Source organism: Neorhizobium tomejilense, assembly GCF_964254135.1.
GTDB classification, from domain to species: domain Bacteria; phylum Pseudomonadota; class Alphaproteobacteria; order Rhizobiales; family Rhizobiaceae; genus Neorhizobium; species Neorhizobium tomejilense.
The window spans coordinates 2,195,426-2,217,007 of sequence record NZ_CAXUSO020000001.1 but is presented as its reverse complement, the minus strand read 5'-3'; the positions used below and the strand labels follow the sequence as shown (position 1 = coordinate 2,217,007).

Here is a 21,582-nt window from a genome sequence, read left to right as displayed (position 1 = left end):
TTGTCGTACAGGTCGCCTCGACTTGTGTCAACAAGTCATCTTACAGATTCGCGCAACTCCCGGAGGAGGGTGCGATAGCGCAGCTGCGCGCCCCGCAGATGCCGGCGCATCGCGTCGCGGGCGCGTTCCTCGTCGCCGTCGGAAATCGCCACGACGATGGCGTTGTGCTCCTCGTCGAGCAGCTTGATATAGGCAGCCTGATCAGCCTCCGAATCGTCCGGGCGCAGGGCTGCGCGGGGGATCAGGCTGCGGCCGATCATGGTCAGGAATTCGCGGAAACGCGGATTGTTGGTGGCTTCGGCAATCGCCAGATGCAGCGCGAAATCCGCCTCGCTGGTTGGCTTTGCAGCCTCGAGACAGGCACGGACCGCATAATGGCGGTCGAGAATGACTTCTTCCTGTGCGGGGGAGCGGCGAAGTGCGGCAAGTCCCGCGGCCTCGACTTCCACCGCGGTTCTGAGCTCCAGGAGCTCGATCATCGAGGATACGCGGGCAAGATCGATATTCGAAAGGGACAGCATCACCGGCTGCACGTTGCGCGAAGGCTCCAGCACGAAGACGCCTGCGCCCTGACGCGCTTCCACCAACCGGTCGGCGCGCAGCGATGCGATCGCCTCGCGCACGACGGTGCGGCTGACGCCATGCGCCTCGGTCAGCTGCGCTTCGCTCGGCAGGCGTGAGCCCGGCGGAAACTGTCCTGCCGCAATCGCCTGGCGCAGCGTTTCTCCGAGGCGGGAAACAAGCGTCCTCGATCCCTTGCCGGTATCGAGTCTGGTTTCAACGCTCATTCGTTCCTCCCTGCGCAGCGGCGCATCACAATATCGCGTCAACCCATATGTCAAGTCGAGCGCCACTCCGAACCGCTCCAACTTATTGACCAGGTTTCGTCAACATGTATGATAAGTATCGACGCTTGTCACGAATAAGTTGGCCGACAGACCGGCCATCACTGGATTGCCGCGGCCAATGCGCCGCTTTCGGAGGATGATTTCTTGAAAAGACTTTTGATCACCGGTGCCGGCGGCGGCCTCGGACGCGCCATGCGCTCGCGTCTCGCCGGTTTTGCCGAAACGCTTCGCCTCTCCGATATCGTCGATCTCGGCCCCGCCGGCCCCAATGAGGAAACGGTCGTCTGCGACCTCGGAGATGCCGACGCGGTCATGAAGCTGGTCGAAGGCTGCGACGGTATCCTGCATCTCGGCGGGGTTTCGGTCGAGGACAAGTTTTCGAAGATACTCAACGCCAACCTGCTCGGCCTCTACAATCTCTATGAAGCCGCCCGCGCACATGGCCAGCCGCGCATCCTGTTCGCCAGCTCTAACCATGTCGTCGGTTTCTACCGCCAGGACGAGCATATCGACATCAAGGCTCCGATGAAGCCGGACGGTCTCTACGGCGTTTCGAAATGCTTCGGCGAGGCTCTGGCGCGCATGTATTTCGAGAAATTCGGCCAGGAAACGGCGCTCGTCAGGATCGGCAGCTGCTTCGAAAAGCCGATCAACCACCGCATGCTGTCCGGCTGGATGTCTTATGACGACTTCGTGTCGCTGATCGACTGCGTCTTCCGTGCGCCGATGCTCGGCTGCCCGATCATCTGGGGCATTTCCGACAACGACAGCAAGTGGTGGGACAATTCCCACGCGTCCTATCTCGGCTGGAAGCCCAAGGACAATGCCGAACGCTTCCGCGCCGAGCTCGATGCCAAGGGACGTCCGGAACCGGCATCCCCGGCCGCTGTTTACCAGGGCGGCATGTTCACCCAGGACCCGATCTTCGCGGAGGACTGAACCCGCACGGCGGGTTCTTGTTTCCGCCTTTTAGGCCCACCACATGAGCTTCTTCTACAACCTTCCCTTTTCCGTGAAGGTGTTTTCCGGAGTTCTTGTGATGGGATTTATCGATATCAATCCTCCCGTCCCCGAGGATGGCGTGCTTCTCGACGCCTATTCGGAGGCGGTCGCCGGCGCGGTCGACCGCGTCGGTCCCGCCGTCAGCCGCATCGAGCGGCTCGGCGGCGTTGCTGGCCAAGGCGGCCACGGATCGGGCTTTGCGATTTCGCCAGACGGCCTGATCATCACCAACCACCACGTCGTTTCCGACGCCAAGACCGTCCGTGTCCGCAGCGCCAACGGAGCGGTCAGGCAGGGCGTTGTTCTCGGCCGCGATGCCGACACGGATATCGCGCTGGTGCGTGCCGACATGGACGTGCAGGCCTGGGCACGGCTCGGCGATTCCCAGAAACTGCGGCGTGGCCATATCGCCATCGCGATCGGCAACCCGCTCGGTTTCGACTGGTCGGTGACATCAGGCGTCGTCTCGGCTTTGGGTCGCTCGATGCGGTCGTCGACAGGGCGGTTGATCGACGACGTCGTGCAGACCGATGCGGCGCTCAATCCGGGCAATTCCGGCGGCCCGCTGGTGTCGGCGTCGGGCGAGGTGGTCGGCGTCAATACGGCGGTCATCCGCGGCGCGCAGGGCATTGCCTTTGCGGTTGCCTCCAACACGGCCAATTTCGTGGTCTCTGAGATCCTGCGTTTCGGCCATGTGCGGCGTGCCTTCATCGGCATCGTCGTCGATACGACCGCGCTGCCGCGCCGCGTCGCGGTGAAGGCCGGCATGTTGCAGGAGACGACGGTGCGCATTCGCCGCATCGATCCCGGCAGCCCGGCCGACCGCGCTGGTTTGAAGGAAGGCGATTTCATCCTGGCCATCGACGGCCAGCCCGTCGGTGGCGCCGATGATCTGATCCGTCTGCTGGACGGGACCCGGATCGGCAAGGAGACGCCGATCTCCGTCTACGACCTCGACTCGCTGATCGTCGACCGCGTGCTGGTTCCAGCAGCACGGCCGCAGAGCTGAGCATGCTGTTTCTCTTCAGGTCCTCGTCCTCGAGGTCCTAAGCCAGCCGGTTGCGAAGTCTTTCCCGTGCGGTTTCATCGAGGCCGAGCGAAGAGAGATAAGCCCCGATACCGTCGTGGCGATAGCGGATATGGTCCAGCGCTTGCCGCATGCTGCGCGGCTCAGAGGCAAGAACGATGTCCACCAGCTCGGGCGCCGTGCCGCGGCCGAGGGCTCGGTCCCTGAGGCGCGCGATCAGCGGCCCGGAGATGGTCGCCGTCAGGGCGTAATCCTCGACAATGGTCGTCTCATCGACGCCGGCATTGGCAAGCAGCAGCGCCGAGATCACGCCGGTGCGGTCCTTGCCGGCGCTGCAATGGAAGAGCACCGCTCCGTCCGGCGCGTCGGCAATGATCTTCAGGACTTCGGCAATCGCCAGCCGGCAGTCGTCGATCGCCTGGCAATAACGGTCGCCCATGTCGAAGCTCACCACCGCATTGGCCATCATTTCGACCGGCGCGAGCGCCGAAAACAGCGGCGTGTTGTGGTAGCGCACCTTGGCATGGCCGGTGAAGGGATTGGCTTCGGCGGCGATCTCGTGGGCGTTGCGCAGGTCGATGACGGTACGCAGTCCGTTCTCCAGCAAGGTTTCGATGTCGGCCGCGCTCAGGCGACGCAATGCGTCGCCGCGCAGGATCGAGCGCCAACGGGTGAGACCGCCATGTGCGGTCTGATAGCCGCCGAGGTCGCGGACATTGTGGGCGCCTTCCAGCGCGATCAGGCGTTCGTAAGCTAACATCTCAGCGGATTCCGGATTTCATGAAGGATTCGATGACGTGGCGCTGCAGGACCAGGTAGATGATCAGGATCGGCAGGCTGGCGAGTGCGGCGGCCGCCATCAGCGGTCCCCAGAGATTGCCCTCCTGGGTCATGAACATCTGCAGGCCGATCTGGACGACCGAATTCTCCGGCTTGCGCGAGAGCAGCAGCGGCCAGAAATACTCGTTCCAGGCGGAGATGAAGGCGATGATCGACAGGGAGGCGATCGGCGCGCCCATGTTCGGCACCACGATCTGCCAGAGGATCTTCCAGCTTCCGGCTCCGTCGATGCGCGCCGCTTCGAGGATCTCGGTCGGGAAGGAGCGCATCGCGTTATAGAGGAGCAGGATCGCGAAGGCATGCGCCGCGTTCGGCACGATCAGACCGGTCAGCGTGTCCAGGAGGCCGAGCCGCGAGGCGAGCACGTAGTTCGGGATCATCGTGACCTGGAAAGGCACCAGCCAGGAGAGCGCGATAAGGCCGTGGATAACGCCGGAAAGGCGCATGCGCCAGCGCACCAGCGCATAGGCCGCAAACAGGCCGGTCACGACCTGCAGAAGGGCGGTCGCTGCGGATACGATCGTGGTGTTGACCAGCATGCCGATCATCGGAATGCGGGTCAGCACGAAGACATAGTTCTCGAGTGAGGGGTTGCTGGGCCACAGCGAGGTGGAGAAGATCTCGTTTTCCGGCCGAAGCGAGGTGACGATCATCCAGTAGATCGGAAAGATCGACAGGAAAGACAGGAGGATCATCACCGCATGCACCGCAAGCCGGCGGGCGCCACCGGACTTGGCACCCTTAGACGCGAGTGAGGCGAGATCGGGTGAAACGTCAGTTGTCATAGATCGCAAACCTCTTGGTCAGCCACATGCATCCCGCCGCGATGACCGCAAAACCGGCAAAGGCGATCATGCCGGCCGCCGAGCTCCAGCCCGCCGACATGGTCTGGAAACCGTATTCCCAGAGCAGGTAGAAGATGTTGGTGGTCGATTTCAGCGGGCCGCCATTGGTGAGCACGTTGATATAGGCAAAGCTCCACTGAGCCCCGAACAGGATCGTCATCATCGACAGAAGCAGGATGGTCGGCGAAAGCAGCGGCAGGCGGATATCGCGGATGATCCCCCAGCGGCTGGCGCCGTCGATACGCGCCGCCTCGATATAGGAGGGATTGATGCCGGCATTGGCGGCGGAAAACAGGAGGGTGGAAAAGCCGATCAGCTTCCAGCCGGTGATCCAGGTGAGCGTTGCCAGCGCGTATTTCGGATCGGTGAGGAAGCCGATGCGGCCGAGACCGATCGTCTCCAGGCCAAGCGTGATCAGCCCCTGGTCCTCGTTGAGCAGCCAGCGCCAGAGGATGGCGGCGACCACGGGCGCGACGATCATTGGCACGAAGATCAACGCACGATAGATCGTCCGGGCGCGGCCTTCGAGGTCCTGGGTCCAGATCGCCACGAAGAGCGGAATGATCACCGACATCGGGAAGAGGCCGAGAATGTAGAAAAGCGTGTTCCAGAGGGCGGCGCGCATCTCGGGCAGGGCGAACAGGCGCTGGTAGTTGGTGAGGCCGACATAGCGCTGCGGCGCGGTCGGCAGCATGTTCCACTGGTAGAAGGAGAGCTGGAAGGCCTCGACCAGCGGCACATAGGTCCACATCATCAGGAGGCATAGCGCCGGCGCGAGATAGAGCCAGGGCTGCACGGTGAATGTGCCGCGCTGGCGGGCAGCCGTGGGCGCGCGGGCAAGTATAAGCGGTCTTGCGAGATCGGCCTGGATATCGGTCATGGAGTTTTCCCCGAAAGGACCCCGAGGGGCAACGACGCCGGACGGGAAAGCGAGACCCGCCCGGCATCTCCTCGTGATCGGTTACGGCATCAGGTCCTGGCCCTGATCCTGGGCGGCCTTGAGGGTGGCGATCGGATCGCCCTTGCCGAACACGGCTTCCCGCACCGAGTCCATCATCATCTTCTCGACCTGGCGATAGTTCGGGCCGGGGAAGGCGACGTTGGCGGTGAGGCGGTTCAGCTGTTCCAGGTTGGCGCGGAACATCGGGTTTTCCTTGACCCACGGGCCGAGGTAGTTCGGGTCGTCGACGATATCGAGACGCAGCGGCAGGTAGCCGATCTTGCTGGTGATGATCGTGTAGGCTTCCTTGCTCGTCAGGTATTTGAGGAGCTCGTAGGCCGCACGCTGCTTGGCTGGATCCTTGCTGAAGACGAAGAGGGCGCTGCCGGAATTGGTCGGGGCTGTCGGCTTTTCGCCGAAGGACGGCATCGGGGCGATGCGCAGGTCGAACTTGCCCTGGGCGGCCTTCTTATATGAGCCAAGCACCGCAGTCGTATAGACGAACATGCCGAGATTGCCCGCTGCAAAAGTGTCGGAACCGCTGGCCGGATCGATCCTGGCATGAGCCCCGCTATCGACCATGTCGCGCAGCATCTTGACGGCCTCGGCGGCATTCTTGTCCGCGTAAGTGAGCTTGTTGCCGTCGCGCACCTTGCCGCCGTTCGACATGACGATCGCCTGGTAGACGAAGGTGCCGTCGCTCGGGCCGTAGGCGCCGGGGAAGAAGCCGTTCTTGCCGGTCTTTTCCTTGATCGCCTTGCCGGCGATGTTGACGTCGGCCCAGGTCTTCGGCGGGTTGTTCGGGTCCAGACCTGCCTGCTTGAAGAGGTCGCCGTTGTAATAGAGGACAGGCGTCGAGAAGGTGTAGGCGAGACCGTAGGTCTTGCCGTCGACCTTGCCGAGTTCGAGACCCTTGGGGATCATGCCGGCGAGATGCTCTTTCAGTTCCGCCGGCTTCACCATGTCCTCGAGCGCATTGCCGCCGAGGTCGCTGGCGACGAAGATCAGGTCGCGGAAGGTCAGCTGGGCGACGTCCGGCTGCTTGCCGGCGACGATATCGGCCTGGACGCGGTTGATGATCTCGTTCGACGGAACGGCGATCGTCTCGACCTTCACGTTCGGGAATTTCTTCTCGAAACCAGCGATTAACTCTTTGGTGGCCTCGGAGCCTATGCCTGCGGAGGCTAGGTTGTAGTTGTAGAAGCTGATCGTGACCGGCTTATCGACCGTGGCGGGCATTTCGGCGAAGGCGCCGACCGGGAGGCCAAGAGGAAACATCGAGGCGGCGGTGAGTGTTGCCATCAGCTTGAGCGTGGTTCTGCGCAGCATTTGCGTGTCTCCGGGTGAGGGTTATTCAGCAGCGACGGGCATTGCCCGGGCCATCAGAAGTTCCAGCGGATAGGTATTGAGTTCGGCGCGGTCGGACGGCAGCGGAACGAAGGCCATGGTGAGGCCGGACGGGCGGATGGTGCCGATCCCGAAGGAGGCGCCGCGCACCATGCGCAGGATGTCCGTGCGCAGGATATCGGTCGCGGCGTGCTGGCCGGTGCCGACGACGACCGGGATGCCATGCCAGACCGAGACGCGGTCGTGATGGATATGGCCGCTGATGATGCCGATGATGTTGCGGCCCTTCAGCAGTTCGCGGAAACGCTCCGACTGCGGGAAGTGGATCGTCCGCCAATGGGCGGCATCCGCTTCCTCGCCGAGCGCCGGCGGGTGGTGGACGACGATCAGCTTCGGCAGGTCGGGATGGCTGTCGAGCGTCGAGGCGAGCCAATCGAACTGTTCGGGATCGATCGTGCCGCCGATCAGGCCGGGTGTCGTCGAGTCGATGGTGACGATGTGGATGCCGTCGATGATCGTGTCGTGGTCGTAGGGTGCATCCGGATCATGCGCCTCGATGCCCATGCCCTCGTAGAAGCCGGGGCGGGTGTCGTGATTGCCGAGCGCGTAGATGATCGGAACATCGACCCTGGCGTCGATGATCTCCTTCAGCCGGCGAAAACTTTCCGCATCGCCGCGATTGGTGAGATCGCCGCTGGCGATGACGAATTGCGGCTTCGGCGTCACGGTCGCGACGAGATCGAGTACCTGATGCAGCGTCTCGGTCGTGTCGCTGTGCAGATGGCTGTCGTCGGCGGTGCCGATGTGCAGATCGGTCAGATGGATGAATGTCGTTTCGCGTCGCACCGGATGCCTCCATGGATGACGGTTTCGTCAGGAGGACCGTTAGAAGGGGTTTGTTTCCTGCTCGTGACGGATTTCGAATGCCGTTCGAAACCGTTTCAGCGGCGGAACATCGGCGCGATCACCTCGACCATGCGGGCGATGACGATGTCCGGATCATCGAGGTCGATGCCGTAATTGGTCAGCACTTCGGTGCGCGACCGGGAGCGGGTGACCTGCGAGCGGATGCCGAGCGCGCAATTGAGCCGCCAGCCGATACCGACCTCGTCGAGCCAGGGCGCGATCCGCTTCAGATGCGGGACGAAAGCCCGGTGATGTTCGACATCGTCGATGATGCGGCGGTAGTGCGGCGCGCGCTCCCGGTGGGTCTTCGCCATCGAAGTGAAATGCGACAGGACCGGATAGCTGGAGGTCGGGTCGAGGCTCCAGCGGATCGAGGGACCGACCAAAGCTGCGATGACTTCATCGAGATCGGGCGGATCGGGCGCCCGTCGGTCGACGGCTTTGCGGAGCAGGCTCAACCGTTCCGCATTGAGCCGCCGATAGACACGCTCTGCGACCGCTGCCACAAGTTCTTCCTGGGAGCCGAAATGGTAGCTGATGGCGGAAGGGGTCGCATGCGCCTCGATGGCGATCCGCCGGGCGGTCAGATCCTCGAAAGCCTCGGCTTCGCAAAGCAGATGCTCGCATGCATCCATGAGCCTCATGGCTGTGAGATTGGCGCGGCCGTGCATGAACTCACCCTCGACAACCGCAGTCTAGGCAGATTTTGTGTAGGGCGGATGACAGCAGGCGGCCGACTAGGCCAGGTCCGCGCGGGCCGTTTCCTTGTCGAGCGGCCGGGCGAAAGGCACGGGCCAGCTGTCCCTTTCGTCATCTCCATCCTCGCCATCCCGGAACTCGTCCATGCGGTGCTTGATGGCCAGCGCATAGATCGTATCCAGAATGTTCCGGTCACGCAGGTGCGGGTCGCTCAACCCGAGCAGGGCTGCCCTGACGATCTTCTTGCTCGACGTCTTCGGGCAACGTTTGGTGACAAATTTAAACAATGCCTCGTCGGTCAGACCTTCCATGGCGCCGTCGACCAGCGCCTCGTAGACCTTTCGCTTTTCTCCCATTGAACTCTCCAGCACCAAATCAGAACGTCTTGTCACGCAACTGTCATCATTCATTTCGAGGGAAATATGGCAAGGGGCTGGAACCAAAGTTGTAATGTATAGCGTTCACTGAAACATATCTGGCCAGTTGAAACTGCGGCGTCGTCTCCCTAGTTTCGCGGCGATCGAAGCGGGAGGGAACGGGTGAGGATAGGTGCAGGAATTCTCCGGGCGATGATTTGTCTCGTCCTGGTGCCGATAAATGTATCGGCGCAGAGCCAATGGCAGCCGGTGGAGCAGATCCAGACCTATCCCGTCACCGGCGATTCCGGCGTCGATCTCTACGCGTCCATCGGACAGCGCGGCCCCAAGATCGGCAAGGAAGTGCGCGCCATCGCCCACACCAATTTCAAGCTGACCTGGACCCGCGATTACCGGCCGCAGCCTGATGGTGCCTGCACGCTCGTTTCGGCGCGGCCGAAGCTGATCATCACCTACACGTTGCCCAAGCCTGCATCGGCGCTTGCTCCCGACCTGAAGAAGAAATGGGATGTCTTCATCGCCGGCGTCTACAAGCACGAACTGGTCCACGGGGTGATCATCACCGACATGGTGAAGGAGATCGAGCGGGCGAGCGTGGGTCTCAGCGTCGCCAACGACCCGAAATGCACGAAAATCAGGACGGAACTGACGGCCAAGCTCGGCGAGATTTCGAAGGCGCAGCAGAAGCGCAGCAACGATTATGACCGGATGGAGATGAGCGAGGGCGGCAATGTCCACCAGCTCATTCTCCAATTCGTGAACGGCGCCGGTAAATAGGGCGCCACTCGCATTGCTTCATCCGCAGTCTACCGGATCGCGGCGGCTCACCTATCTCCTGCGCATGACGTTGACGACGAGCACGCCGACGATCGCCATGATGCCGCCGATCGCGCCGATCAGCGTGGGCACTTCGCCGAGCCAGAGGAAACCGATCAGGGTTGCGGTCGGAGGAACGCCGTAAAGGAAATTGGAGGCTCGGGCTGCCGACAGGCGCTTCAGGGCTATCGCCCAGGTGACGTAACCGATCGCAGTCGGGAAGAGCACCAGATAGGCGATGCCCCAGTTCACCTCGGCAGGGGCGGCGGCGAGCGCCTGCAGGGTTGGCGGGACAGCTGGCAGCAGCGGAATGGAGCCGATCAGCATCAGCCAGGCCGTGACGGCCAATGCGGGCATACGGCCGAGGATAGGCTTCTGCAGCACGCTGGCAATCGCGGAGCAGAGGGCGGCGCCGAGGATGAGGATCGCATTCGGATCGAGATCGAAGCCATCCTCGCCGGAGGCTGCGATCAGGGCCACGCCGGCAAAGGAGATCGCCGTTCCGACCCATCCCCAGCGGCCGAACCGCTCGCCGAGCGCGAAGATGGCGATGAGTGCGGTGAAGACCGGCATGGTGTTGATGATGAAGCTCGCCGGGCCTGCCGCGACCGTCCGTTCGCCCATGTTGAGGAGAACGGCATAGGCGGCGATGAAGAGCACTGCCGCGACGACGAGGCGGAGGATATCGCCCTTGGCCGGAAGAGCCGGCCGGGCAATTGCGAGATAGACGACCGCGATCAAGGCGGCCGGAACATATCGTGCCGTGGCGAGCTCGATCGGCGTCAGCGGCCCGAGCGCGATACGGATCACGGCGAAGGACGAGGCCCAGAAAACGATAGTCACCAGGATCGCCAGGAAGGCGATCACATCGAATCCCTGTTTTTCATCCGTTCCCGTGCTCATGGCGACCGTGCTCATCTCTTTCTCCCTCAAACTTGAAGTCTGGCAAAACTTGAAGTCAGGATTTAGCGCCTCTCATCCATGCTTGAAAAGCAACGCAATCGATGATCATATGTGCGTATGGTTCACAGCTCACAGACTTTGCCGCCACTTGATACGCTCGAGACCTTCGCGCGGGCCGCGCGTCTCGGATCGTTTTCCGCAGCGGCGGAAGAGGGCGGCGTCACCCATGGTGCCGTCTCCCGGCAGATATCCCGGCTGGAGCGCTGGATGGGCGTGCGGCTTTTCTCCCGCGAGGCCCGCGGCGTAACGCTGACACCGGAAGGCACACGGTTTTTCGCCCGCGCGGAGGAAGCGTTGGCCCTGCTCGGGGATACGGACGAGCGGTGGCTGCCCCGCCGAAACAAGGAGGTCGTCCGGCTTTCGGTGACGCCATCGGTCGCCTCGCTCTGGCTGTTTTCGCGCATGCCGAAGCTGGAGGCCAGCGATATCCACCTGGAAGTGATACTGGAACATCGGCTGGCGGACTTCAGCGAGGGCATCGACCTGGCGATCCGTTGCGGCAAGGGGCCATGGGCCGGCGTGCGCAGCCTGCCGCTCTGGCAGGAGAAACTCGTGCCGATCGCCGCTCCGGCGGTGGCCGAACGTCTCGGCGGCCGCACCGATGCAAAATCACTGCTCGAATTGCCGATCCTGCACGATTCCAATGTCGAGGCCTGGCGGCGCTGGCTGGCCGTCGAGAGTGTCGATTACGTGCCGCGCGGGCAGGACCGGCGGTTCGAGGATTATAACCTGGTGATCGACGCCTGCGCGCATGGCCTCGGCATCGCGCTCGCCCGGCCCCCGCTTGCGGACGCGTCGCTTGCCTCCGGCCGGGTCGTCGCCGTGTCCGACAGGAGCATCGATCACCATGTCGCCTTCCACCTGATCCGCCCGAACGACGCGATGAAAGCTTCTGCCGCCGAGTTTGCCCGGCGCTTCCTGCAGGAGGCCGGGTTCGACGAGACGCCGATCGCAGCCTTCATCGCGCCGGGACGGGGAAAGGGATAAACCTAGGCACCTACCGCATGCACTGAATACCGCCGATATCGGTAACCAGCTCAGCCTGGGCTGGAGGGCTCACACCCCGCCATTTTCCCTGGCGAAGCGGGCGATATCGGCATGGGTGGCGAACCAGACGCCCTCGTGGCCCTGGATGTGCCTGATCAGATCTTCCAGCACGAAGATGCGCGAGCGGTAACCGGACACATGCGGGTGCATGGTCAGTAGGAACAGCCCGCCTTCGATATAGGCGCGGTCGAATTCGCGCTTGAAGATATCGAGCACGGAGGTCGGCGGCGTGTAGGGGCGGAGCGCGGTAAAGCGGTTCATGTTGAAATAGACCGCATCGTCGCGGATCCATTCGACGGGCAGTTCGACCATGCCCGTCGGCTCGCCGTCCTCGACCAGTTCATAAGGGTCGTCATCGGCCATCAGCGAGGAATCGTAGATGAGCCCGAGTTCGCGCTCGATCTTCAGGGTCTCGTAGGAGAAATCCCAGGAGGGCGTGCGCATGCCGACCGGCCGGATACCGGTGACCTTTTCGAGCGTGTCGGCGGCGCGGAAATGCAGTTCCCGTTCCTTGTCGGCCGGAACCTTGGTGTTCACCTCGTGGATCCAGCCGTGCAGGCCGATTTCGTGGCCTTCGGCGATGACGCGGCGCTGTTCGTCCGGATAAAGGAGGGCTGCGACCGCGGGCACGAAAAAGGTCGCCGGAACGGCAGCATTCTTCAGCGCTTCGAGGATGCGCGGCACCCCCATGCGGTTGCCGTATTGCCCCTGAGACATGCGGCCGATCGATTCACCGCCGTCGCGCAGCTCGTTTGTCTCGTGGTCGCTGTCGAAGGAGAGGGCGACTGCACAGCGCGCGCCATCCTTCCAGGCTTTCGGCTTCAGCGAGCGGCCGGCGCGCACCTTGTTGACCTTGCCGCGCCAGGTTGCCTCGTCCCACTCCCAGGGTTCCATATCCCGTTCTCCCTTTTTATTCGGCCGCCTCCGGCAGGACCGGCACGGCCGCAAGCAGCCGCTTGGTATAGTCGTGCTGCGGATCGGCATAGATCGTCGAGGCCACGCCTTCCTCGACGATTTTGCCGCGATACATGATCGCGACGCGGTCGCAGAGATGCCGGACCACCGACAGATCGTGGCTGATGAAGAGCAGCGAAAGGTCGAGTTCGGCGCGCAGGCGGATCAACAGGTTGATGATCTGCGCCTGGATCGACACGTCGAGCGAGGCGACCGGCTCGTCGCAGACGACCACATCCGGCTGCATGGCGAGCGCGCGGGCGATCGCGATGCGCTGGCGCTGACCTCCGGAGAACTGGTGCGGGAAACGGTTGGCGAAGGTGGGATCAAGCCCGACGGCCGCCAGCCATTCCTTGACATAGACGGGGGCTTCGGCTCGGGTCACCAGCTTGTGGGCCAGCGGACCTTCGGCGATGATGTCGCCGATCCGCATGCGGCCGTTCAGCGAGGCGAATGGATCCTGGAAAATCGTCTGGATGCGAGTGGTGATTTTTCGCGCATTGCGGCCGTCGCTCATGACCGGTTTGCCGTTGAGGCGGATCGTTCCGGAGGTTGGAATCGTGATGCCTGCCGCCATGCGGCCGAGCGTCGATTTTCCGGAACCGGATTCACCGACAAGGCCGAGCACTTCGCCGCGCTTCAGCGTGATCGACACGCCGTCGACCGCCTGGACGACCGGCATCGGCTGGGAAATGCCGGACTTGATCGCCAGGTTCCTGAACAGGCCCGCCGGTTTTTCGAAGCGCTTCATTGCGTTGTCGATGACCAGATAAGGGCTGCCGAGCGGCGGCAGGTTCAATGTCGCCGACTTGCGCGGCGGCGGTGCCGCATCCGCGATGCCGCTGCCGCGCAGCAGCAGTTGGCCAGGCTTGGCGCGTGAGGGCAACGCATCGAGCAGCGCCTTGGTATAGTCGTGCTGCGGGCGGGTGAGCACGCCGAGCGCCGGGCCGATCTCGACGATCTTGCCGTATCTCATCACCGCGACGCGGTCCGCGATCGACGAGACGATCGCCAGATCATGGCTGATCCAGATCAGCGCGGTGCCGAGTTCGGCTACCAGTTCCTTCATCTCGGCGAGGATTTCCGCCTGGATCGAGACGTCGAGCGCCGTCGTCGGTTCGTCGCAGATGATCAGTTTCGGCCGGTGCAGCAGGGCGATGGCGATCGCCACGCGCTGGCGCATGCCACCGGAAAACTGATGCGGGAAGAAATCCACCTTGCGTTCCGGCTCGCTGATGCGGACTTGGGCGAGCGCCTTGATCGCTCTTTCCCGTGCGTCCGATGCGCTGATTTTTTCATGGGCTTCGAGCGCGAGCCTGATCTGGGTGCCAATACTCAGGACTGGGTTCAAGGTCATCATCGGGTCCTGGAAGACCATCGAAATGGTCTTGCCGCGGATGGCGCGCAGTTCATGCGCGGGCAAGCCGATCAGCTCGTGGCCTTCGAGCCTGATCGAACCCTCGACGATGCGGCCGGGTTCGTCGATCAGGCCTATGATTGAGAAGCCGGTGATCGACTTGCCGGAGCCGGATTCTCCGACCAGGCCGAGCACCTCGCCGGGCGCCAGCGAAAACGAGACCCCGTCGACCGCCTTGATCTCGCCGCGTCCGCTCGGGAACCAGGTCCTGAGGTTGGTGACTTCGAGAAGCGGAGCACTCGTCGTTTCGGTCATCGGCGGAGCCTCGGATTGAGCTGGTCGCGGATTTGGTCGCCGACGAGGTTGAGCGAGACGATGAACAGGATCAGCGCGACGCCCGGATAGATCGAGATCCAGTAGCGGCCCGAGAGCAGGTACTGGAAACCGTTGGCGATCAGCATGCCGAGCGACGGTTCGGTCGGCGGCAGGCCGACGCCCAGGAAGGAGAGGGTGGCTTCGAGCGAAATGGCGCTTGCCACCTGCACCGTCGCGACGACGATCAGCGGCGGCAGCGAGTTTGGCAGGATGTGCTTGACGACGACGCGCCAGGGCGACAGTGGGATGGAGAGCGCCGCCTCGACATAATCCTTCTGCCTTTCGGCCGATGCCGCGCCGTGGGCGGTGCGAGCGAAATAGGCGTACTGGGCGAAGATCAGCGCCATGATCAGCTGATAACGCCCCTGGCCGAGAAGGGCCGCGATGACGAAGGCGAGCAGGATTGCCGGGAAGGAAAGCTGCAGGTCGACGATACGCATCGCAAGGCTCTCAAAACGGCCGCCGATATAGGCGGCCGAGCAGCCGACGACCGCGCCGATGACGAAGGCGACGCCGCCAGCGATCACGCCCATCTGCAGGGAGATGCGAAGCCCGTAGATGATTGCCGACAGGAGGTCGCGGCCTTGCGAGTCCGTGCCGAGCCAATGGGTGTAACCGCCGGTGCCGACATAACCGGGCGCGCGGCGCGCATCGCGCAGTACCAGGCTGGTCAGGTCATAGGGGTCCTGTGGGGTGACCAGCGGCGCCACGATCGCGGTCAGGACGATCAGCAGGACGACGATCGCGGCGCCCGTCGCGACCTTGTTGCGGAAGAATTCCTCGAGGAAACGGCCAAGCAGAGTATCGCGCATCAGGCACGGCCCTTTCGCAGGCGCGGATCAAGCAGCGCATAGGTCAGATCGACGATCAGGTTGATGACGATGAACAGAAAGGCGACGAGCATCAGGTAAGCGACCATGACCGGCCGGTCGAGCGAGGTGATGCTGTCGATGATCAGCTTGCCGAGGCCGGGCCAGGAAAAGATGGTTTCGGTGACGACCGCAAAGGCGAGGGTCGAGCCGAGCTCCAGACCGAAGACGGTGACGAGCGGAATGGAGATCAGGCGAAGCACGTGCCGGCTCAGCACCGTGAATTCAGAGAGGCCGGCGGCACGGGCGAATTTCACCGTGTCGCTCAGCATCAGTTCGCGGGTGCCGGCGCGGGCGAGGCGGATCATCAAGGAGAACTTGAAGAGTGCCAGGTTCAGTGCTGGCAGTACCAGATGCGAGAGGCCGTCGCCGGTGAGGAAGCTGAAATCGACGCCGAAGAGGCTCACCGTCTCGCCGCGTCCGCCGGCCGGCATGCAGCCGCATTGCACGGCGAACACCATGATCAGCATCAGGCCGAACCAGAAGGTCGGCACGGAGAAGCCGAGGATCGAGATCGCCATGATGGCACGGGAAATCAGGCTATGCGGCCGGTAGCCGGCATACATACCGATCGGGATGCCGACGAGGCTGGCAAAAAGAACGGCCGCCAGCGTCAGTTCCAGCGTCGCCGGCAGGCGGGTGAGGATCAGTTCGCTCACCGGCATGCTGTAGACCAGCGAGCGGCCGAAATCGCCTTCGATCAGCCGGCCGAGAAAAGCGAAATATTGCCGCCACAGTGGCTGGTCCAGCCCATACTGGGCGATCACCGCAGCGCGAATGTCCTGCGTCGCATCCGGCGAGATCAGCACGTCGATGGGATTGCCGACGGCATAGACGCCGCAGAAGACGAGCGCCGACATCGCGATGACCACGATCGCCGCCTGCCACAGGCGTTGCAAGACGAAACCTAACATATGTTCCCCTGTTCTTGTCCCCCAGTCCCGTCTTCTGCGGGTTTCGTAGGGTGAGGCTCCGAAGGATGCCTCGCCGTCAGTGCCAGTCGTTTTCGAGAAGGTCGCGAGTTTCGGCGACCGCCACATCCCAGATTGCCAGCATGTCCTCATCGGGGCGCTGGTAGAGGCCGTGATAGTTTCCGTCCCCGAGGAGTTTCCGCTTGCGGCCCGCATCGACCTGGGCAAGGCCGGCGAAATCCACTTTCGGCTTGGCGGTTGTCGGCTGGCGCTGGTCTTTCGTACGGGTCCAGGGGAAGTTTTCCATCCAGGAGGCGTGCGAGGCGGCTGGATCGATCTCCTGAACCTTCGCCCAGGTTTTTGGCGCTCGCCACCAGTCGTGAAACTTTACCGAACTGTCCGGATGGGCATTCAGCCATTCGGAGATGACGGCTGTCGCCGGCGTATTGCCGCCGTGGCCGTTGACGATCAGGATGCGGCGGAAGCCGGAACGGTGGATGCTATCCATCAAGTCGCGGATCACGCCGATATAGGTGGAGAGCGTCAACGTCAGCGTGCCGGGAAAGGTCGCAAACGACGAGGCGAGGCCATAGGGCACGACAGGGAAAACCGGGATGCCGAGCGGCTCGGCCGCGTCGAGCGAGATCTTTTCGGCAAGGATCATGTCGGTCGCGAGGCTCAGATAGGCGTGCTGCTCGACGCTGCCGATCGGGAGCACGCAACGGTCGTCTTCGGCCGCCCGTTCCTCCACCTGCATCCAGTTCATATCCGCGATCTTCATGAAATCTCCATGCGATGCGCGTGACGCGCAAAAACTAATCAGAATCTCGCACAAAAGCACAAAAATTGTGCCTTGACAGGCGCTGGGCCGATCAAATGCAAAGTTCCATACGGAACTAAAAAAAGAGATTGACAGCCAAATAAGCTACCGTCAAGTTCCATACGGAACAAAATCCGGGCCCGGATTTCTGCGGGAGCTGACGCCATTGCAAATGGAAATCTCATCCTTCGATGCGCTCCTCAGGCAGGGTGGCAAGGCCGCGGCCGGCAGTCATGGCGTCGATGATCTGGTTTCCGTGAAGCTGTGGCAGAACCCCTGCTGGCTTTCGTTCCGCATCAATTTCCTGGCGTTGCAGTTCAACGAGCCGATCTATCGCTGGATCGAAAAAGAGTATGGGCTGGCCCGGCCGGAATTCGTTGTTCTCTATTCGCTCGGCCTTTCGAACGGCCTGACGGCGAGCGCCATCAGCAGCTCCTCGGGTTTCCCGAAGAATACGATGAGCCGGGCGATCCAGAAGCTGATCGACAAGAACATCATCCGGCGCGAGGTCGACGCGGCGGATCTTCGAAGCTTCGTCCTGTTCATCACGAACGAAGGAAAACGCATCGTCGACCAAGCCATGCAGCCGATGGTGGAGCGCGAAAAGGTCATGCTGTCGGGGCTGACGCCTGCCGAAAAGCTGATGCTCTCCGAGCTGCTGGCGAAAGTCGTCGTGGACTCACCCAACTGGCCCCCAATGATAAATATAGAGGAGAACGAAGAATGACTATTCTCAAGACATTCCGCACAGCGGCTCTCGCCGCCGTACTGCTCGGCAGCGTTTCGGGTGCTGCACTTGCCGCCGACCTGATGATCGGCGTGCGCGCCGGCCCGTTATCGGTCGATCCGCATTTCACCGCCGCCGGCACCCACGCCGAAGCGGTCAAGCATATCTACGACTCGCTGGTGAAATCCGGCAACAACCTCGAACTCGAGCCTGGGCTTGCGACCAGCTGGACCGCCATCGATAATACGACCTGGGAGTTCAAGCTCCGCCCGGGCGTCAAATTCCACGACGGCTCCGACTTCACCGCCGAGGACGTGAAGTTCTCGATCGAGCGCATCCCGGCAGTCACCGGCCCGAACCCGACCACCATTTATGTGCGCCGCGTCCGAGGCGTCGAGATCGTCGATCCGTTGACGATCCGCATCAAGACCGATGGTGCCGCGCCGAACCTGCCCAACGACTTCATCCGCCTGTTCGTCGTGTCGCATACGGCTGCCAAGGACTTTTCCGCCAATGCCGACAAGGCTTCGGAGGGTTTCAATTCCGGCAAGGCGGCGATCGGCACAGGTCCCTACAAGTTCGTCTCCTGGACGCCGAAGGAACAGCTCGTGTTGCAGAAGTTCGACGGCTACTGGGGCACAAAGGAGCCTTGGGACAAGGTGACCCGCAAGGAGATCCCCAACGATGCGGCCCGCGTCGCACAGCTGAAGGCCGGCCAGGTCGACCTGATCTCGCGTATCCCGGCCTCCGACGTGCCGACGCTGGAGAAGGATACCAAGCTCACTGTCGTGCGCCAGAATAGCGTCTACCTCTTCAATATCGCCTTCGACTTCCGTGAGAAGCCGCCGCAGGTGAGCGCCAAGGACGGCTCGCCGCTGCCGAAGAACCCCTTCCAGGATCCCAAGGTGCGCGAAGCCTTCGATCTGGCGATCGACCGCGAAACGATCACCGAGATCGCCATGGAGGGCATGGGCACCGTCCAGTCGCAGCTCGTGACGCCGAATATCTTCGGCTGGAACCCGGCCGTCAAATCCACGAAGGCCGATCCGGCAAAGGCCAAGAAGCTGCTTGCCGAAGCCGGATATCCGAATGGCTTCAAGGTGACCTTCTCCTTCACCAACGACCGCCTGCCGGGCGATAAGGATGTGGGCACGACGATCGCACAGATGCTGACCGCAGTCGGCATCCAGGTGGAAGCGAACTCTCAGCCGGGCGCCGTGTTCTTCCCGGCCAACACGCGCGGAGACTACTCGATGACCATGTCGGGCTGGGGCACGCTGACGGGTGAATCGAACTACACGCTGTCGTCGCTTGCCCACAGCAACGACCCGGCGACCAAGCTTGGCGCCTTCAACCTGCGCGGTTATGTCAACAAGACGATGGACAAGCTGATCGAAGATGCCGCCGTCGAGATGGACCCCAAGAAGCGTGAAAAGTTCCTGATGGATGCCAATGCCCTGGTTTCGACCGATCGGCCCTATCTGGCGATCGCCTCGACCGTCTCGGCCTGGGGCATGAAGAAGGGCATCACCATCGTTCCCCGTTCCGACGAGGACACGCTGGCAATGAACATCCGCCCGGCGAAATAAGCCATCCCACCCTGTGAGCTACCGGCCGGGCATCTCGCCCGGCCGTTTTTCCGAAAACTTCAAGTTCGGACGGGAGAAGGACCGATGGGAAAGATTGCGCTGGCGATCCACGGCGGCTGCGGCGTCATGGCAAAGCTCGACCTGAGCGACGAGGAGTGGGCGGCTGCGCGTGTCGATCTCGGACGGGCGCTGAAAGCCGGCTGGGAAGTCCTGACGGCAGGCGGTGCAGCACTCGACGCGGTGCAGGCGGCCGTGGTTGTCATGGAGGATTCTCCGCATTTCAACGCCGGTTACGGCGCGGCCCTCAACACCAACGGCAAACACGAGCTCGACGCTTCGATCATGGACGGGCGCACGCTCGAAGCCGGCGCGGTGACGCTGGTTCGGCGTATCCGCAATCCGATCAAGGCGGCCCGCAAGATCATGGAAGACGGCGATGCGATCCTGCTTGGCGGCGATGCGGCAGACGATTTCGCCCGCAAGGCGGGGCTCGATATGGTCGAGCCGGACTATTTCACCACCGAACGCCGCATCAAGGCACTGGCGGCGATGAAGGCGCATGCGGCGGCGGGCACAGCGGCGAAAGCCAGCGAGTCTGAAAAGCACGGCACGGTCGGTGCCGTGGCGCTTGACGGCGCCGGGCATCTGGCGGCGGCGACCTCGACCGGCGGCTACAACAACAAGCCGGAAGGTCGCATCGGGGACACGCCGATCATCGGGGCCGGAACCTATGCACGGGACGGGGCCTGCGCCGTTTCCGGCACCGGCAAGGGCGAATATTTCATGCGTTATGCCGTCGGCCATGAAGTGGCGGCCCGCGTCTCCTATCTCGGCGAGAGCCTTGAGAAGGCCGCCGCAAAGGTCATCCAGGAGGACCTGAAGCAGCATGATATCGGCGCTGGGCTGGTGGCGGTCGGCGCCGACGGCTCGATCACCGCGCCTTACAACACGGACGGCATGTTCCGCGGCTGGGTGACGCCGGAAGGCAAATTCCACGTCGCCACCCATGGCGAGGTTTTCCCGATCAATCCTTGAACCGGCAGAGCTTCCGGCACGAAAAGCCCGGCGGAATGACCGCCGGACCTCGCGCCCTCCGGAGCCGCTCTTTTATTCGGCGGCTTGCTGCGGTTTCAGGACGCCGCGGCGGATCTGGTCTTCCTCGATGGACTCGAAGAGGGCGCGGAAATTGCCTTCGCCAAATCCTTCGTCGCCCTTGCGCTGGATGAACTCGAAAAAGATCGGGCCGATCACCGTTTTCGAGAAGATCTGCAGCAGGATCTTGGTCGTGCCGCCATCGACCACGCCTTCGCCATCGATGAGGATGCCGTGTTTCTTCATGCGGTCGATCGGTTCGTTGTGGTCGTGCACGCGGGCGCCGGACTTTTCATAATAGGTGTCCGGCGGGCCGGGCATGAATTTGAGCCCGTTTTCGGCGAGCTTGTCGGTCGCTTCGTAAATGCCGTCTGTGCCGACCGCGATGTGCTGGATGCCTTCGCCCTTGTACTTCTTCAGGAATTCCTCGATCTGGCTGGTCTCGTCCTTGGACTCGTTCAGCGGGATGCGGATCTTGCCGCAGGGCGAGGTGATCGCCCGGCTCACCAGGCCGGTGATGCGGCCGTCGATGTTGAAGAAGTGGATCTGCTTGAAATTGAAGAGCTCGCGGTAGAAGTCCCACCACTTGTCCATGTTGCCGCGATAGACATTGTGGGTCAGGTGGTCGAGGTAATAGAAACCGACGCCTTCGGGCCTGGGGTTGCGCTCGCCCAGCCACTCGAATTCGGCCTCATAGGCCGACCCCTTCTCGCCGTAGGTCTCGATGAAATAGAGAAGCGAACCGCCGATGCCGACGATGGCCGGCACGTCGAGCGTCTTGTCCTTGCCCTCATAAGGCGTCGCACCCTTGGCGACCGCGTGGTCAAAGGCGTGTTTGGCATCGACGACGCGCCAGGCCATGGCCGGCGCACACGGGCCGTGCTCGTCGACGAAGCGCATGGCATGGCTGCCCGGCTCGGCATTGACGATGTAATTGATGTCGCCCTGGCGCCAGACGGTGATGTTCTTCGTCCTGTGCTTCGCCACCGGCCTGTAGCCCATGCTGGTGAACAGCTCTTCGAGCTTCTGCGGCTCCGGATGGGCGAATTCGACGAATTCGAAACCGTCGGTGCCGGCCGGGTTGTCAGTGGTGATCTCAGAAACCGGTGCGTCGTGCGGGAAAGGACCCATGGCAAACTCCTCCTGTCATTCGATCATCATGATGATGCAGGAGAGGCGCATTGTGCTTGCAATATTGGCGAGGTTCTGCTCGATTTGTGCATGAAACGTG

The 21,582-nt window shown here is 62.6% G+C and carries 22 protein-coding genes; 7 read left to right on the top strand and 15 right to left on the bottom strand.

Going from position 1 to position 21,582, the window contains the following annotated elements:
• Positions 1–35 precede the first annotated feature (35 nt).
• A complete protein-coding gene (locus ACSQ3G_RS11290) occupies positions 36–788 on the bottom strand; it encodes a FadR/GntR family transcriptional regulator (protein ID WP_105400657.1) in 753 nt (250 codons plus the stop codon).
• 204 nt (positions 789–992) lie between these two features.
• Between ACSQ3G_RS11290 and ACSQ3G_RS11285 the strand changes: the two genes are divergently transcribed.
• Together ACSQ3G_RS11285 and ACSQ3G_RS11280 are read left to right on the top strand one after the other, a co-directional pair.
• Positions 993–1,787, top strand: a complete 795-nt coding sequence (locus ACSQ3G_RS11285) for an NAD-dependent epimerase/dehydratase family protein (protein WP_436110099.1) — start codon at positions 993–995, stop codon at positions 1,785–1,787.
• Between the two features lie 100 nt (positions 1,788–1,887).
• Positions 1,888–2,859, top strand: a complete 972-nt coding sequence (locus tag ACSQ3G_RS11280; protein ID WP_436110098.1) for a S1C family serine protease — start codon at positions 1,888–1,890, stop codon at positions 2,857–2,859.
• A gap of 37 nt (positions 2,860–2,896) precedes the next feature.
• On the opposite strand, the gene ACSQ3G_RS11275 is transcribed toward ACSQ3G_RS11280, so the two are convergent.
• The 7 genes from ACSQ3G_RS11275 to ACSQ3G_RS11245 form a co-directional block, all read right to left on the bottom strand.
• Positions 2,897–3,637, bottom strand: coding sequence for a tyrosine-protein phosphatase (locus ACSQ3G_RS11275; protein ID WP_436110097.1), 741 nt, complete (start codon positions 3,635–3,637; stop codon positions 2,897–2,899).
• Between the two features lies 1 nt (position 3,638).
• Positions 3,639–4,502, bottom strand: a complete 864-nt coding sequence (locus tag ACSQ3G_RS11270; protein WP_436110096.1) for a carbohydrate ABC transporter permease — start codon at positions 4,500–4,502, stop codon at positions 3,639–3,641.
• Positions 4,492–5,442, bottom strand: a complete 951-nt coding sequence (locus ACSQ3G_RS11265) for a carbohydrate ABC transporter permease (RefSeq protein WP_436110095.1) — start codon at positions 5,440–5,442, stop codon at positions 4,492–4,494. Before ACSQ3G_RS11265 ends, ACSQ3G_RS11270 begins: the two co-directional genes overlap by 11 nt.
• 81 nt (positions 5,443–5,523) lie before the next feature.
• Positions 5,524–6,831 carry an ABC transporter substrate-binding protein gene (locus ACSQ3G_RS11260; protein WP_436110094.1) on the bottom strand — a complete coding sequence of 436 codons (1,308 nt, stop codon included), beginning with the start codon at positions 6,829–6,831 and terminating at the stop codon, positions 5,524–5,526.
• Positions 6,832–6,852: 21 nt separating this feature from the next.
• Positions 6,853–7,695, bottom strand: coding sequence for a metallophosphoesterase family protein (locus ACSQ3G_RS11255; protein WP_436110093.1), 843 nt, complete (start codon positions 7,693–7,695; stop codon positions 6,853–6,855).
• A gap of 95 nt (positions 7,696–7,790) precedes the next feature.
• A complete protein-coding gene (locus ACSQ3G_RS11250) occupies positions 7,791–8,390 on the bottom strand; it encodes a TetR family transcriptional regulator (RefSeq protein WP_436110092.1) in 600 nt (199 codons plus the stop codon).
• A gap of 102 nt (positions 8,391–8,492) precedes the next feature.
• On the bottom strand, positions 8,493–8,810 hold the full coding sequence (locus ACSQ3G_RS11245; protein WP_046633313.1) for a hypothetical protein: 318 nt from the start codon (positions 8,808–8,810) through the stop codon (positions 8,493–8,495).
• A gap of 213 nt (positions 8,811–9,023) precedes the next feature.
• On the opposite strand from ACSQ3G_RS11245, the gene ACSQ3G_RS11240 reads away from it, so the two are divergent.
• Complete coding sequence (locus ACSQ3G_RS11240; RefSeq protein WP_436110091.1) at positions 9,024–9,608, top strand: DUF922 domain-containing Zn-dependent protease; 585 nt, start codon at positions 9,024–9,026, stop codon at positions 9,606–9,608.
• Positions 9,609–9,659: 51 nt separating this feature from the next.
• On the opposite strand, the gene ACSQ3G_RS11235 is transcribed toward ACSQ3G_RS11240, so the two are convergent.
• Entirely contained in the window at positions 9,660–10,565 is a 906-nt protein-coding gene (locus ACSQ3G_RS11235) for a DMT family transporter (protein WP_436110090.1), read from the bottom strand.
• 102 nt (positions 10,566–10,667) lie between these two features.
• Here ACSQ3G_RS11235 and ACSQ3G_RS11230 point away from each other — a divergent pair, with 102 nt between their 5' ends.
• Entirely contained in the window at positions 10,668–11,597 is a 930-nt protein-coding gene (locus ACSQ3G_RS11230; protein ID WP_436110089.1) for a LysR substrate-binding domain-containing protein, read from the top strand.
• Positions 11,598–11,666: 69 nt separating this feature from the next.
• Here ACSQ3G_RS11230 and ACSQ3G_RS11225 read toward each other — a convergent pair whose 3' ends face one another.
• The 5 genes from ACSQ3G_RS11225 to ACSQ3G_RS11205 all read right to left on the bottom strand — a co-directional run bounded on the left by ACSQ3G_RS11225 (position 11,667) and on the right by ACSQ3G_RS11205 (position 16,904).
• Positions 11,667–12,551: a polysaccharide deacetylase family protein gene (locus ACSQ3G_RS11225; protein WP_436110088.1), complete on the bottom strand. Its 885-nt coding sequence runs from the start codon at positions 12,549–12,551 to the stop codon at positions 11,667–11,669.
• A 16-nt stretch (positions 12,552–12,567) separates the two neighbouring features.
• Positions 12,568–14,283, bottom strand: coding sequence for a dipeptide ABC transporter ATP-binding protein (locus ACSQ3G_RS11220; protein WP_436110087.1), 1,716 nt, complete (start codon positions 14,281–14,283; stop codon positions 12,568–12,570).
• Positions 14,280–15,155, bottom strand: coding sequence for an ABC transporter permease (locus ACSQ3G_RS11215; RefSeq protein ID WP_105438390.1), 876 nt, complete (start codon positions 15,153–15,155; stop codon positions 14,280–14,282). Before ACSQ3G_RS11215 ends, ACSQ3G_RS11220 begins: the two co-directional genes overlap by 4 nt.
• Positions 15,155–16,126, bottom strand: coding sequence for an ABC transporter permease (locus ACSQ3G_RS11210; protein WP_436110086.1), 972 nt, complete (start codon positions 16,124–16,126; stop codon positions 15,155–15,157). The genes ACSQ3G_RS11215 and ACSQ3G_RS11210 overlap by 1 nt, the downstream gene beginning before the upstream one ends.
• Before the next feature lie 76 nt (positions 16,127–16,202).
• Complete coding sequence (locus ACSQ3G_RS11205; protein ID WP_436110085.1) at positions 16,203–16,904, bottom strand: creatininase family protein; 702 nt, start codon at positions 16,902–16,904, stop codon at positions 16,203–16,205.
• Between the two features lie 211 nt (positions 16,905–17,115).
• Between ACSQ3G_RS11205 and ACSQ3G_RS11200 the strand changes: the two genes are divergently transcribed.
• The 3 genes from ACSQ3G_RS11200 (at position 17,116) to ACSQ3G_RS11190 (ending at position 20,294) form a co-directional block, all read left to right on the top strand.
• Entirely contained in the window at positions 17,116–17,670 is a 555-nt protein-coding gene (locus ACSQ3G_RS11200) for a MarR family winged helix-turn-helix transcriptional regulator (protein WP_436110084.1), read from the top strand.
• The gene (locus ACSQ3G_RS11195; protein WP_436110083.1) at positions 17,667–19,259 is read left to right on the top strand and encodes an ABC transporter substrate-binding protein; all 1,593 of its coding nucleotides are present in this window, start codon (positions 17,667–17,669) and stop codon (positions 19,257–19,259) included. The genes ACSQ3G_RS11200 and ACSQ3G_RS11195 overlap by 4 nt, the downstream gene beginning before the upstream one ends.
• Positions 19,260–19,343: 84 nt before the next feature.
• Complete coding sequence (locus ACSQ3G_RS11190; protein ID WP_436110082.1) at positions 19,344–20,294, top strand: isoaspartyl peptidase/L-asparaginase family protein; 951 nt, start codon at positions 19,344–19,346, stop codon at positions 20,292–20,294.
• A gap of 72 nt (positions 20,295–20,366) precedes the next feature.
• Here ACSQ3G_RS11190 and hppD read toward each other — a convergent pair whose 3' ends face one another.
• Positions 20,367–21,482 carry a 4-hydroxyphenylpyruvate dioxygenase gene (gene hppD / locus ACSQ3G_RS11185; RefSeq protein WP_436110081.1) on the bottom strand — a complete coding sequence of 372 codons (1,116 nt, stop codon included), beginning with the start codon at positions 21,480–21,482 and terminating at the stop codon, positions 20,367–20,369.
• Positions 21,483–21,582 lie beyond the last annotated feature (100 nt).